Genomic DNA, 13,134 nt, shown 5'->3' with positions numbered 1-13,134 from the left:
TATGTACGAACTCAGAAACGTCACCAAGCTCTACACCCGAGGCAAAGAAACAGTCCACGCCCTCCACGGAGTTGACCTCACCATCGCCGACGGGGACCGTCTCGTCATTCAGGGCCCCACCGGCGGCGGCAAGTCCACCCTTCTCCAGATGCTCGGTGGCCTGGACCGCCCGACGTCGGGCGAGGTCGTTCTGGATGGCACGGATCTGGCCAAACTTTCCGAGTCCAAGCTGACCCGCGTTCGCAGCGAGAACATCGGCTTCGTCTTCCAGAGTTTCAATCTGATCCCCACGCTGACCGCACAGGAGAACGTCGAAACCGCGCTCGTACCGCTCGGCGCGAAGGTGAAGGAGCGGCGCGAACGCGCCGCCGAGGCGCTGAAGTCGGTGGGTCTGGGAGAGCGCCTGGGACATCTGCCGTCGGAGATGTCCGGTGGTCAGCAGCAGCGCGTGGCCATCGCCCGGGCCTTGGTCAAGGAGCCCAAGGTGCTGCTCGCCGATGAACCCACCGGCAATCTCGACGAGTCGATGCGCGACGAGATCATGGAGGTGCTCGAACGAATGTGGAAGGAGCTCGGGCTCACTTTCATCATGGTCACGCACGATTCGTCCATCGCGAAGAAGGCCCCCCGTCTCGCGACCATCCGCAAGGGAAAGATCTCCGTCCGGGAAAACACGGGCGGGTAAGTCCGGCGGGTAAGTCCGGTTCGTAACAGTCCGATTCTGCCCGTCCCCGGTCTATTGAGGTCGCTGATCACTCCCCGGCATACTTCGTATACCGGGGGGTGCACGTACGTCTGTGCAGGACCACCCCCGGCCGGGTGAACGGGGAAATTCACCCGGTACATCAGCAAGGGGGAAACTTGCGCAGACAAGTGAAAAGAGCATGCGCGGCCACCGTCGCCACGGCAGCCGCCGTCGCCCTCGCCGCCGGAATGACCAGCCCGGCGTCGGCGAAGCCCGAGCAGCGGAGCGATTCCGCCGCCCAGCTCTCCGCCCACCACCGCATCACCCTCATCACGGGTGACCGGGTCGCCGTGAACGCCAAGGGCCAAGTCGTGGGCCTGGAGCGGGCGAAGGGCCGTCAGCACATACCCGTCCAGGTCCGCAAGGCCGACGGGCACACGCTCGTCATCCCGGCCGACGCGGCCCGGCTGATCGCCGCCGGAAAGCTCGACCAGCGCCTCTTCGACATCACCGAGCTGAACAAGTCCACGACCCGCAAGTCGCAGGCCAAGGGCCTGAAGGTGATCGTCGGTTACCAGGGCGCCGCCACCGGCACCAAGGCCGACGTCCGCGAGTCGGGCGAGCTGCGCCGCACCCTGAAGTCCCTGAACGCGGACGCGGTGCAGACGCCGTACGCCGAGACGCCCGACCTGTGGGACGCCGTCACCAACAGCGGCAGGACCGCCTCGGGCATCGCGCACATCTGGCTCGACGGCACCCGCAAGGCCACGCTCGACAAGTCCGTGGCCCAGATCGGCGCCCCGAAGGCCTGGTCGGCGGGGTACGACGGCAAGGGCGTCAAGATCGCCGTGCTGGACACCGGCGTCGACGCCAACCACCCGGACCTCAAGGACCAGGTGATCGCCGCCAAGAACTTCACCCCGGCCGCCACCGCCGAGGACAAGGTCGGCCACGGCACGCATGTCGCGTCCATCGCGGCGGGCACCGGCGCGAAGTCCGGCGGCAAGTACAAGGGCGTGGCGCCCGGCGCCCAGGTCCTGAACGGCAAGGTCCTCGACGACACCGGCTCCGGTGACGACTCCGGCATCCTGGCCGGCATGGAGTGGGCGGCCGAGCAGGGCGCCCAGGTCGTCAACCTCAGCCTCGGCGGCATGGACACCCCCGAGGTGGACCCGCTGGAGGCGGCGGTCAACAAGCTGTCCGCCGAGAAGGGCATCCTGTTCGCCATCGCTGCGGGCAACTCGGGCCCGGAGTCGGTCGGTTCGCCGGGCAGCGCGGACGCCGCGCTCACCGTCGGCGCCGTCGACGACAAGGACAAGCTGGCCGACTTCTCCTCCACCGGACCGCGCCTCGGCGACGGCGCCATCAAGCCGGACGTCACCGCGCCCGGTGTGGACATCACCGCCGCGTCCGCCAAGGGCAGCCTGATCGAGCAGGAGGTCGGCGAGAAGCCGCCCGGCTACCTGACCATCTCGGGTACGTCGATGGCGACGCCGCATGTCGCGGGCGCCGCCGCGATCCTGAAGCAGCAGCACCCGGAGTGGACGTACGCCGAGCTCAAGGGCGCGCTGACCGCGTCCACCAAGGGCGGCAAGTACACGCCGTTCGAGCAGGGTTCGGGCCGGATCCAGGTCGACAAGGCCATCAAGCAGACCGTGATCGCCGATCCGGTGTCGGTGAGCTTCGGCGTGCAGCAGTGGCCGCACACCGACGACACCCCGGTCACCAAGCAGGTGACGTACCGCAACCTCGGTACCGAGGACGTCACGCTGAAGCTGTCGGCGACCGCCACCAACCCCAAGGGCCAGCCGGCCCCGGCGGGCTTCTTCAAGCTGGGCGCCACCTCGGTGACCGTCCCCGCGGGCGGCAAGGCCAGCGTGGACATGACGGTCAACACCAAGCTGGGCGGCACCCTGGACGGCGCCTACTCCGCGTACATCACGGCGACGGGCGGCGGGCAGAGCGTCCGTACGGCCGCCGCGGTGCAGCGCGAGGTGGAGTCGTACGACCTCACGGTGAAGGCCATCAACCGTGACGGCACCGCGGCCGAGTACTGGAGCGCCTTCCTGCTGGGCGTCGGGGGTCTCGCCGAGAACCGGTACTTCTTCCCGTACGACGCCGACGGCACCGTCACGGTGCGCGTCCCCAAGGGCCAGTACATCCTGGACTCCAGCATCTCCGTGGACGCCGAGGACCCCACCAAGGGCATCGACTGGCTGGCCCAGCCCAAGCTGAACGTCACCAAGAACACGACGGTCACGCTGGACGCCCGTACCGCCAAGCCGGTGGACATCACCGTGCCGGACGCGAACGCCAAGTCGGAGTTCGCCGCTCCGGGGTACGAGCTCCAGGTGGGCGACTCCGGCTATGGGTTCATCTGGTTCCTGGACACCTACGCCAACTTCCGCACCAAGGGCCTCGGTCCGAAGGTCACCGACGGTTCGCTGTCCCAGCAGTGGGACGGCCACTGGAGCAGCGGTGACAAGGCGGAGTACAACACCGTCGCCGGCGGCAAGGTGCAGCAGCTGGCCACCGGTTACACCAAGCACTACAAGGCGAGCGAGCTGGCCACGGTGAAGGTCGGCATGGGCGCCTCGTCGAGCGGCAAGAAGGGCGCCGTCAACGCCGTGGGCTGGCTGCCCAACGCAACGAGCAGCGGCTCCTCGATCGGCATCAGCCAGAAGCTGCCCGGCACCCGCACGCTGTATCTGTCCGCCGCCTCCGGTGTGAAGTGGCAGCTGGACTTCGAGCAGATCGGCGGGGTCGACGCGGACGGCTGGCCGATCACCGAGGCGTACTACACGCTCGGCGGCGAGCAGTCCTTCAAGGCGGGCCAGACCTACTCTAAGACGTTCAACACGGCCGTCTTCGGCCCGCACCTGAACGCCGACTTCGGCCTGTACCGCGACGGCAACGACATCTTCGGCTACCTGCCGCTGTTCGCGGACGGCAAGGCGCACGCCGGCTCCTCGGAGTTCAGCTCGGTCACCACCACGCTGTACCGCAACGGCACCAAGGTCGGCACCAACGACGACCCGCTGTTCGGTGAGAAGCAGTTCAAGGTCCCGTCCGCGGAGGCCGAGTACAAGCTGACGACCTCGGTGAAGCGGAGCGTCAAGGTCGCGGCCGCCTCCACCCGGATCGACGCGAGCTGGACGTTCAAGTCCAAGAAGCCGGGCGCCGACCCGGCCAAGCTCCCGGCCTCCACGGTCCGCTTCAACGCCAAGACGGGCCTGGACAGCAAGGTCGCGGCGGGTCACACGAAGACCATCCCGGTGGTCGTCGAGGGCGCGGCCAAGGGCAGCAACCTGAAGTCGCTGGCGGTGTACGTGTCGTACGACTACGGCCAGACCTGGAAGAAGGTCACCGTCACCAACGGCAAGATCAAGGTGAAGAGCCCGGAGAAGGGCAAGGGCATCTCCTTCCACGCGAAGATCGCCGACAAGAAGGGCAACAAGTCGACGATCTCGATCTACAACGCGTACTACGGCAAGTAGTCCGTAGCCCGTGACAAGGAAGCGGCCCCCGGGACTCAGGTCCCGGGGGCCGCTTCTCTTCTCGTCGAGGAACGAGCGGCGGATCAGGCCTCCGAGCCCGCCTTCCAGTCCGCCCAGTTCATGTTCCAGCCGTTGAGGCCGTTGTCCGGGGAGACCGTCTTGTCGCCGGTGTTCTGGACGACCACGACGTCACCGATGATCGAGTTGGTGTAGAACCAGTAGCCCGCCGTGCCCTTGTCGTTGGCACCCTTGGTGTCGTTCAGGCCCACGCAGCCGTGGCTGGTGTTGACGCTGCCGAAGACCGAGTCGGCGCCCCAGTAGTTGCCGTGGATGAAGGTGCCGGAGTTGGTCAGGCGGATGGCGTGCGGCACGTCCTTGATGTCGTACTCGCCCTTGCCGTCGTCGTCGGTGAAGCCCACGGTCGCGCCGTTCATGCGCGTCTCCTTGAACATCTCCGACATCACCATGGTGCCCTCGTACGTCTTGTTCTCGGGCGAACCGGCGGAGATCGGGATGGTCTTGACGACCTTGCCGTCCTGCGTCACCTTCATCTGCTTGGTGTTCGCGTCGACGTAGGAGACCTGGTTGCGGCCGATGGTGAAGGTGACCGTCTTCTGCTGGACGCCGTAGACGCCCTCGGCACCCTCGACGCCGTCGAGGGCCATCTTCAGGGTGACGGTCGAGCCTTCCTGCCAGTAGTCCTCGGGGCGGCAGTCCATGCGGTTGGCGTTGAACCAGTGGCAGGCGACCTCCTGGCCGCTGCTGCTGGAGACGGTGATGCCCTTCTGGACATCCGCCTTGTTGGTGATCGCCTTGTCGAAGTTGATCGACACCGGCATGCCGACGCCGACCGTGGAGCCGTCCTCGGGGGTGAAGTAGCCGAGGAAGCTGTTCGTCGGGGAGAGCGTGGAGAACGAGGCGTTCTCGTGGGCCTCCAGGCCCTTGGCGTCCTCGGCGGTCGCCGTGATCTTGTAAGTGGTGGACCGCTCCAGCTGGGCGGTCGGCTTCCAGCTCTTCTTGTCCGCGGATATCGCACCCTCGACGGCGGCACCGTCGGCGGTGGTCATCTTCACCTCGGTGAGCGTGCCCTTGCTCACGGTGACCGCGGTGGCGTTGATGGAGGCGTTGTCGGCGCCGTCCTTCGGCGTGATCTTGATCTGCGCCTCGGAGGTCTTCTGGGCCGCCGCCTCGTCGACCTTGGCCTGCGAGGTGTCGCCGCTCTCGTCCCCGGATGCTTCGTCCCCGCCGGAGCACGCCGAGAGCACCAGAACACTTCCGAGCAGTGCGGACGCGACCGTCAGGCCCCTGCGCCGCTTACTGACCGTCATCACACGCTTCTCCATCGTTGCCGAATCCCCAGTACCCCGAGAGTCCCCGTCAAGAACCATCAACGCTACGACCGGTTCGTCCCGTTCCACATCCCTTGGATGTGTGGGGCACACCACGTCCGCCGGGGCGGGTGGTGCGGATGTCGGTCAGTGCGCAAGCTTGAGACGAAGAAACCCCGGACGGCGGTTGCCGACCGGGGTCACGATTTCCCCAAGCCTGCTCAGCCAACCGTCGTTTCGTCGTCGTCCTCGTCGACATCATCCTCGTCGATGTCCCAGTCCGGCGAATCGGGGTCGTAGTCGATCTGCTCGCTGGACCAGGAGGCCTGGGCGAGGTCCACCCCGGGCACCTCACTGACCAGGTCGAACGGGTCGACGAGATAGGCCAGCGCCTCCGCGGTGTCCTCCGTCACAGCGTTCTCGGCGTGCGCCCGCTCGTCGGCGGGCATGTCCACGTCGCCGGCGATCCGGGCCAGGGCCGCCTTGGTCACGGCGCCCGCGTCGTCCACTTCCAGGACGAGCTCCACGCGAAGCCGGACAAATCGTGATGTCTCTTCTGTGTTCATGGTCGGAGCGTACGGCCCGAGCCCGACTTGAGGCTCCCACGACTTTCCCGCGACCCCGGCCTTTCATTAGCATCGCTCCACACGGCCAATTCGCCAGCGCCACAAGGGGATCGATATTCCGTGTCATCCGCTCGCCGTCCACTGCTGACCGCCACCGCCGCGGGGACCCTGCTGGGCGCCCTGTGGTTCGTCCCGTCCGCCAACGCGAGCGGGGACGAGCCGGCCAGAGAGCTGCCCTCGACGAGTCCGACGACGCAGGTCACCCAGCAGGCACGAGCCGCCGCCACGGACACCTCCGAGGTCGAACTCGCCGACACCGGCAGCTTCGACACCACTCCGTACGTCGTCGGCGGGACCTTCTCCCTCGCCCTGGGCGCGGGGTTCGTGGTGTATTCGGTACGACGGGAACGTCACGGTTTCTGAACCGACTTGACGTTTCTTTAACCAAAGCTTCATAGTCCGGCTCATGAAGAGATCATCGGGGGCGCGCATAGGCGCCACGGTCGCCATGAGCGCGGTAACGCTCGCCCTCATCACGGGTTGTTCGAGCGACGAGTCCAAGGACTCCTCGGACAACGGCAAGGAGGCCTCGGCCTCCCCCACCCAGGCCGCGAAGGCGCTCAGCGCCGCGGAGCTGGAGAAGCTGCTGCTCACCAAGAGCGACATCAAGGGCTACAAGGTCGACTCGGGGGACGACACCCTCCCCAAGTCCAAGTCCGAGGTGAAGCCGGACAAGGCCGAGTGCGCCCCGCTGGCCTGGTCCACGGCGGGCCTGGCCCCCGGTGACACCGAGGCGAGCGCCTCCAACACGGTCGCCGAGGACAAGGCGTCGACCGCGACGGCCGCCCCGGACGACTTCGAGGACGCCTTCGACCTCAACATGACCTTCGTGGGCCTCTCGTCCTACGACGGCGACGGCGCCGAGAAGACCATGAAGGCGCTGAGCGACGGCGTCGCCGCCTGCTCCGACGGCTACGGCCTGGCCGCGGACGGCGAGAACTCCAAGGTCACCAAGGTCGCCTCGGCCAAGGCCTCCGGCCAGGGCGACGAGTCCGTGGCGTTCTCCCAGGGCGTCGACATGGACGGCGAGGGCACGGCCGAGTTCACCACCGAGGTGGTCCGCAAGGGCAACACCATCGCCACGTTCTACACGGTGAACCTCGCCTCGCTCGGCACCGGCAAGGTCGCCGAGATCCCGGCGGAGGTCGTCACGGCGCAGGTCGGCAAGCTGAAGTAGGCAAGCGAGAGCCCCGCCGTACATCTCATACGGCGGGGCTCTGTGCTGTCCGGCTACTGAAGTGGCTGTCCGGCTACTGAAGCGGCCCGGTGACGCTCTCCGCGGCCGCCACCAGCCGCCCGTCCCGCACGAAGGCGTCCGCGGCGGCGAGGTCGGGCGCGAGGAACCGGTCCGGCCCGGGACCCTGGACCCCCGCCTTGCGCAGGGCCTCGATAACGGCCTGCGTGGCGGGTGCGGGGGTGAGGCCCTCGCGCAGTTCGACGCCGCGCGTGGCCGCGTACAGCTCGACCGCGATGACCCGCGTGAGGTTGTCCACGGCGGTCCGCAGCTTGCGCGCGGCCGACCAGCCCATGGAGACGTGGTCCTCCTGCATGGCCGAGGACGGGATCGAGTCGGCGGAGGCCGGCACGGCCAGCCGCTTCAGCTCGCTGACCAGCGCGGCCTGCGTGTACTGGGCGATCATCAGGCCGGAGTCGACGCCCGCGTCGTCCGCGAGGAACGGCGGCAGCCCGTGGCTGCGGTTCTTGTCGAGCAGCCGGTCGGTGCGCCGCTCGGCGATGGAGGCCAGGTCGGCGGCGGCGATGGCGAGGAAGTCCAGGACATAGGCGACCGGCGCGCCGTGGAAGTTGCCGTTGGACTCCACGCGCCCGTCCGGCAGGACGACGGGGTTGTCCACGGCCGAGGCCAGCTCCCGCTCGGCGACCAGCCGGGCGTGCGCCATGGTGTCCCGCCCGGCCCCGGCGACCTGCGGGGCGCAGCGCACCGAGTAGGCGTCCTGGACCCGGGGGGCGTCGTCCTGGTGGTGACCGGTGAGCTGCGAGTCCTTCAGCACGGCGAGCATGTTGGCGGCGGAGGCGCCCTGCCCCGGGTGGGGGCGGATGGCGTGCAGCTCCGGCGCGAGGACCTTGTCGGTGCCGAGCAGGGCCTCCAGGGACAGGGCGGCCGTGATGTCGGCGGACTTGTACAAGGAGTCCAGATCGGCCAGCGCCATGATCAGCATGCCGAGCATGCCGTCGGTGCCGTTGAGCAGGGCCAGGCCCTCCTTCTCGCGCAGCTCGACGGGGGCGATGCCGTGCTCGGCGAGCAGCTCACCGGCGGGGCGCACGGCGCCGTCCGGGCCCTCGGCGTCACCCTCGCCCATCAGCGCGAGGGCGCAGTGGGAGAGCGGGGCCAGGTCGCCGGAGCAGCCGAGGGAGCCGTACTCGTGGACGACCGGGGTGATCCCGGCGTTCAGCACGTCGGCCATGGTCTGGGCGACCTCGGGGCGGACGCCGGTGTGGCCCGAGCAGACGGTCTTCAGGCGCAGGAACATCAGCGCGCGCACGACCTCGCGCTCCACGCGCGGGCCCATGCCGGCGGCGTGCGAGCGGACGATGTTCCGCTGGAGTTGGGCGCGCAGCTCCTGGCTGATGTGCCGGGTCGCCAGGGCGCCGAAGCCGGTGGAGACGCCGTAGACGGGCTCGGGCTTGGCCGCCAGCGCGTCCACGATCTCGCGGGCCGCGGCGAGTGCGGCCACGGCCTCCTGACCCAGCTCGACGCGAGCGCCGCCGCGCGCCACGGCGAGAACGTCGGACGCGGTCACCCCGGACGTCCCCACCACCACAGTGTGCATATCCATATTCAGGAGCGTACGCACTGAATTCCAAGATGTCACCAGTGGGGACGGGGTTCGCCCCTTACCGATGCGTCCCTACCGACGGGTCACGTCAGCGGCGCCCGCGGAAACGGCGGCGCTCACCGGACGGCGTCTCCGCCGCGGGCGTGTCGGCGAGTTGTACGACGGGGTCGTCGGGGCCCTCCCGGCCCGCGACCACCGGTTTGGCGGCGCGCATGGCCTTGGCCCGGTACTGGGCGGCGTCCGCGAGCCGGAACAGGCGGCGGGCGGAGCGGACCGGACCAATGGGGTCCTCGGTGGAGGCGACCCCGCAGGCGACCCCGTCGCCCAGCTCCAACTCGGCGGCACGGCGGCACAGTTCGTCGGCGGCCTGGACGACGTCGTCGGCGGGCGGACCGACGGCGAGCAGACAGAACTCGTCACCGCCGAGGCGGGCCGCGAGGGCGCCGGGGAGCATGGCGCCGCACAGGGAGAGCACCGAGCCGAAGCGTTCCAGCAGGCGGTCGCCGACGGCGTGCCCGAGGGTGTCGTTGACGCGCTTGAGGCCGTTCAGGTCGCAGACGACGAGGCTGACGACGACGCCGTCCGCGCGGTGCCGTTCGATGGCCTCGTCGAGGCGTCCGTCGACGGCCCGGCGGTTGGCGAGCCCGGTGAGCGCGTCGGTGTACGCCAGCCGGCGGGCCTCCTCCAGCCGTTCCGCCTGGGCGATTCCGGCGGCCACGACAGCGGCGAGGACGGTGGCGAAGTCGGCGTCGGAACGGTCGAAGAGGGGGGCGCCGGTCGGCCGGGCGACGTACAACTCGCCCCAGGCCCGCCCGTTCAGCACGATCGGCGCGACGACACAGCACCCACGGCCGCGGCGGCGCAGCGCGGCGACCCGCTGATGGACGTACCCCGGGCGCCGCCCCGCGGCAGGCCCCTCCGCGGTCTCCACCCAGGCGTTGGGCTCACCGCCACCCGCCCAGCGCTCGTGCAGGAACTCGGTGATCTCCGGGAACTGATGGACGGGGTAGGCCTCCCCCTCCGGAAACTCCTCCTCGTCGGGGGCCCGCTCCCCCACGTTCACCAGCACCCGCAACCGCCCCAGCTCCCGCTCCCAGACGGACAGCGCGGCAAAACTCCCCCCGAGCGCCCGACAGGCCCCCATGGCCGCCGCCCGCCAGGCCTCCCTCGACCCATGAGCCGCCGCCATCCCCTGGGCCAACCCCACAACAGCCGCCAGCCGAACGTCCTCTCCCATCACTCCAGGCTAGGGAGGTTCACGACAATTAGGGACATTGATACGGCGAACAGGTGTCGCCTCGCGGTCGCGGAGCGGAACACCCGCCCCGCGGACCGTCACTCCCCCGGCCACTCCGGCTTGCGCTTCTCGTTGAACGCCGCGACTCCCTCCGCCCGGTCCCCCGAGAAGGCCACCGAGCGCCAGGCCGCGTCCTCGACCTCCAGGCCCGCCCGCAGATCCAGGCCGTGCCCAAGACGCAAGGCCCGCTTGGCCGCACGCAGCCCCACCGGGGAGTTCCCGGCGATCCGCGCGGCCAGGGCCAGCGCCGCCTCCCGGTCCGTGCCGGGCGCCACCAGCTCGTCCACCAGGCCCAGTTCACGCGCCTCGGCCGCCTCCACCCGCCGCGCGGAGAAGATCAGCTCCGCCGCCCGGGCCGCGCCGACCCGCCGAGGCAGGAGCTGTGTACCGCCGCCGCCCGGGATCACCCCGACCGACACCTCGGGCAGCCCCACCACCGCCGTCCCGTCGGCGACAATCAGATCGCAGGAGAGCGCCAGCTCGAACCCGCCCCCGAGCGCGAACCCGTGCACCGCCGCGATCGTCGGCACCGGAATCTCCAGCACCCCCGTGTACGCCCCCCGCGCCACCGGCCGCTGCCGCACCAGATCCGCGTCGCTGAAGGAGTTCCGCTCCTTGAGGTCCGCCCCGACGCAGAACGCCCGCTCATGCGTGGAGGTCAGCACCACCACCCGCACCCCGCTGTCCGCGCCCAGCGCCGCACAGGCCGCCCCGACCGACCGCGCCATCTCCGTCGACACGGCGTTCATGGCCTTCGGCCGGTCCAGGGCGAGCTCCGCGACGTGCCCACCGTCCCCATGCCGCCGCACCAGCACGAACTCCCCGTACCGCTCCTCGCTCATGACGCCCTCCGGTTAACGCGGGTTAACAACATTCGCCCCGATCATCGCAGCCCAGCTCCCCAGGGGGAAGGCACCCCGTTCGGGTGACATCCCCCGGAACCCGCTCCCCCCGCCCGCCGGAGCGCATAGCGTGCGTCCGCCACGGCGCACCGGGGGCGTGAACGCATCGGGGAGGTTCGTGATGACGACGACGGAATCGGCCGGCACGGCGACCGCGGACGACACGGCGCCCGCGGACACCACGGGAGCCGCGGACGACACGTCGGTCGCACCCCCGCTCCGGCTCTTCGGCCCCCGCGGCCGGCACCGCCGCCCCCGCCCTCGCAAGGTCCTGCTCGCGGCGGGCGGCCTCGCCCTGGCCGCGGGCGCCCTGAGCCTCGTACGGCCGACTCCGGACTCCGGGCTCGGCAGCCTCGGCACACCGGAAGCGGAGCCCTGGGCGAGTGACGACTCCGGCACCGATTCCGGCACGGGACGCTCCACCAACGCCGCCGCGGCCGTGGACACGGTCCCCCGGGTCAGCCCGTCCGCGACCTCCGCCATGGGCGGCCTGACGGCGACACCCACGGCGGCCGCCACCGTCGTACCGACGCCGAACGCCACCTCCGTACCGGCGGCCCTGGAGCGGGACCCGGCGACGACCATCCCCCAGGCGCCGAACGCCACCGCCCCGCGGCCGACCGCCACGAGCGCCGGCCCACAGGCGCCGCCCGCCGCCGCGCCCAGTCGGCCCGCGGCCTCCCCGAGCCCGAAGCCGTCATCGCCGTCGCCCTCGCCTTCACCGAGCCAGTCCGACCGGCCCGGCGTGTGCGTGCCGATCATCGGGCTGTGCGTGGACCCGCTGGCCGCCCGCGACGACGCACCGCGTGAGGCTAGGACGGCTCCCCGTCACGGCGGGTGAGCAGCCAGGGCTCGACGACACCGAGGCCACGCACCGGCCGCTGCCACATCGGCTGGAGCGCGAAGCGGTACGTCGGCGGCTCCTCGCCCTCCTTCTCCGCGGCCGCAGCGGCCTCGGCCGCCTCCGCCTCGGAGGCCGGCGCCTCGCCGCTACGGATCAGCTCCTCCGCGAAGGCGCTGTCGACGAGGACGGCGTCCCGGGGAGCTATCGAGGTGAGCCGGGAGGCGAGATTCACGGTCGTCCCGAAGACATCGCCCATCCGGGTGGTGACCGTGCCGAACGCGATCCCGACCCGCAGCTCCGGCATGGTCTCGTCGTTCGCCATGGTCTCGATGAGCCGGATGGCGATCTCCGCGGCCACGCCCGCGTCGTCGGCGGAGTACAGGACCTCGTCGCCGAGCGTCTTGATGAGCCGTCCACCGCGCGCGGCCACCAGGTCGGCGGCCGTGGTCTCGAAGGCCTCGACCAGCTCGCCGAGCTCCTCCTCCTCCATCCGGCGGGTCAGCCGGGTGAACCCGACGAGATCGGCGAAGCCGACCGCGAGCCGGCGGTCCACCATCTCCTCGTCGTCGGCGGCCTGCACGACCCGGCCGGTCGCGGCGGCGAGCTGGCGCCGCCAGACGTAGACCAGGAACTCCTCCAGCTCGGGCAGGAGCAGCTCGACCAGCGGGTACGTGACCTCGGTCCGGGTCATGCCCGGCTCTGGAGGCTCGGTCAGGCCCTCCAGGAAGGAGTCGATCTGCCACTCGGCCAGCCGGGCGGTGGTCTGCCCGGTGGATCTGGCCACCTGCACGGCCATCGCCTCGCTCAGCAGCCCCGCCTCGACAAGACCGGCGAGGCGCCGCAGCGCCAGCACGTCGGCCTCGGTGAGCGCCTTGGCCTGCCCGATGTCGGCGAAGCCCATGGCCCGCCAGAACCGGGACGCCAGCTCCATGGAGACACCGGCGCTGCGGGCGGCCTGAAAGGGGGTGTAGCGCCGCTCCGCGCCGAGGATGAGGCCTTCGAGACGCAGGGCGAGTGGATCTTCGCCGGGGTCGGCGGCGAGGGGGTCCGTGCCGGAGCCCGTGTCGTCGACGGTCACGCCTGCTGCCCTTCCGATCTGCCGCGGTCAGGTATCGACCGGCCCCAACTCTACGGCAGGTGTGCGCCAGCTCACTCAGTCA

Annotated in this window: 11 protein-coding genes; 5 read left to right on the top strand and 6 right to left on the bottom strand. The window is 70.2% G+C overall.

The features are described from left to right. Position 1 precedes the first annotated feature (1 nt). Positions 2-685, top strand: a complete 684-nt coding sequence (locus STRCI_RS25600; protein WP_269661302.1) for an ABC transporter ATP-binding protein — start codon at positions 2-4, stop codon at positions 683-685. A 188-nt stretch (positions 686-873) separates the two neighbouring features. Then, positions 874-4,182 (top strand): S8 family peptidase, encoded by a 3,309-nt coding sequence (locus tag STRCI_RS25595; protein WP_269664643.1) that lies wholly within the window; start codon positions 874-876, stop codon positions 4,180-4,182. Between the two features lie 83 nt (positions 4,183-4,265). Here the strand turns inward: STRCI_RS25595 and STRCI_RS25590 are convergent, their stop codons facing one another. Further along, positions 4,266-5,525 (bottom strand): L,D-transpeptidase, encoded by a 1,260-nt coding sequence (locus STRCI_RS25590; protein WP_269661301.1) that lies wholly within the window; start codon positions 5,523-5,525, stop codon positions 4,266-4,268. Positions 5,526-5,731: 206 nt separating this feature from the next. Continuing rightward, positions 5,732-6,076, bottom strand: a complete 345-nt coding sequence (locus STRCI_RS25585; protein ID WP_269661300.1) for a hypothetical protein — start codon at positions 6,074-6,076, stop codon at positions 5,732-5,734. A gap of 120 nt (positions 6,077-6,196) precedes the next feature. Between STRCI_RS25585 and STRCI_RS25580 the strand changes: the two genes are divergently transcribed. Both STRCI_RS25580 and STRCI_RS25575 read left to right on the top strand, forming a co-directional pair. Beyond that, positions 6,197-6,499 carry an LPXTG cell wall anchor domain-containing protein gene (locus STRCI_RS25580; protein WP_269661299.1) on the top strand — a complete coding sequence of 101 codons (303 nt, stop codon included), beginning with the start codon at positions 6,197-6,199 and terminating at the stop codon, positions 6,497-6,499. Between the two features lie 43 nt (positions 6,500-6,542). Further along, entirely contained in the window at positions 6,543-7,313 is a 771-nt protein-coding gene (locus STRCI_RS25575) for a hypothetical protein (protein WP_269661298.1), read from the top strand. Positions 7,314-7,386: 73 nt separating this feature from the next. On the opposite strand, the gene hutH is transcribed toward STRCI_RS25575, so the two are convergent. From hutH to STRCI_RS25560, 3 genes are all read right to left on the bottom strand, one after another. After that, positions 7,387-8,925: a histidine ammonia-lyase gene (gene hutH / locus STRCI_RS25570; RefSeq protein WP_269664642.1), complete on the bottom strand. Its 1,539-nt coding sequence runs from the start codon at positions 8,923-8,925 to the stop codon at positions 7,387-7,389. 94 nt (positions 8,926-9,019) lie between these two features. Then, positions 9,020-10,168: a GGDEF domain-containing protein gene (locus STRCI_RS25565; protein WP_269661297.1), complete on the bottom strand. Its 1,149-nt coding sequence runs from the start codon at positions 10,166-10,168 to the stop codon at positions 9,020-9,022. A gap of 98 nt (positions 10,169-10,266) precedes the next feature. Then, complete coding sequence (locus tag STRCI_RS25560) at positions 10,267-11,070, bottom strand: enoyl-CoA hydratase/isomerase family protein (RefSeq protein WP_269661296.1); 804 nt, start codon at positions 11,068-11,070, stop codon at positions 10,267-10,269. Positions 11,071-11,251: 181 nt separating this feature from the next. Here STRCI_RS25560 and STRCI_RS25555 point away from each other — a divergent pair, with 181 nt between their 5' ends. Further along, entirely contained in the window at positions 11,252-11,971 is a 720-nt protein-coding gene (locus STRCI_RS25555; protein ID WP_269661295.1) for a hypothetical protein, read from the top strand. Here the strand turns inward: STRCI_RS25555 and STRCI_RS25550 are convergent. Then, positions 11,943-13,052 carry an adenylate/guanylate cyclase domain-containing protein gene (locus tag STRCI_RS25550; protein WP_269661294.1) on the bottom strand — a complete coding sequence of 370 codons (1,110 nt, stop codon included), beginning with the start codon at positions 13,050-13,052 and terminating at the stop codon, positions 11,943-11,945. The genes STRCI_RS25555 and STRCI_RS25550 overlap by 29 nt on opposite strands. Positions 13,053-13,134 lie beyond the last annotated feature (82 nt).

The sequence above is a fragment of the Streptomyces cinnabarinus genome (assembly GCF_027270315.1).
Lineage (GTDB): Bacteria > Actinomycetota > Actinomycetes > Streptomycetales > Streptomycetaceae > Streptomyces > Streptomyces cinnabarinus.
This window is presented reverse-complemented; position numbering and strand designations above follow the sequence as displayed.

What these genes read in the sequence shown, in the direction of transcription:
- STRCI_RS25565 (WP_269661297.1), bottom strand. Translation starts at nt 10,168, where the DNA reads ATGGGAGAGGACGTTCGGCTGGCGGCTGTTGTGGGGTTGGCCCAGGGG.
- STRCI_RS25585 (WP_269661300.1), bottom strand. Translation starts at nt 6,076, where the DNA reads ATGAACACAGAAGAGACATCACGATTTGTCCGGCTTCGCGTGGAGCTC.
- STRCI_RS25560 (WP_269661296.1), bottom strand. Translation starts at nt 11,070, where the DNA reads ATGAGCGAGGAGCGGTACGGGGAGTTCGTGCTGGTGCGGCGGCATGGG.
- STRCI_RS25575 (WP_269661298.1), top strand. Translation starts at nt 6,543, where the DNA reads ATGAAGAGATCATCGGGGGCGCGCATAGGCGCCACGGTCGCCATGAGC.
- STRCI_RS25600 (WP_269661302.1), top strand. Translation starts at nt 2, where the DNA reads ATGTACGAACTCAGAAACGTCACCAAGCTCTACACCCGAGGCAAAGAA.
- STRCI_RS25590 (WP_269661301.1), bottom strand. Translation starts at nt 5,525, where the DNA reads ATGGAGAAGCGTGTGATGACGGTCAGTAAGCGGCGCAGGGGCCTGACG.
- STRCI_RS25555 (WP_269661295.1), top strand. Translation starts at nt 11,252, where the DNA reads ATGACGACGACGGAATCGGCCGGCACGGCGACCGCGGACGACACGGCG.
- hutH (WP_269664642.1), bottom strand. Translation starts at nt 8,925, where the DNA reads ATGCACACTGTGGTGGTGGGGACGTCCGGGGTGACCGCGTCCGACGTT.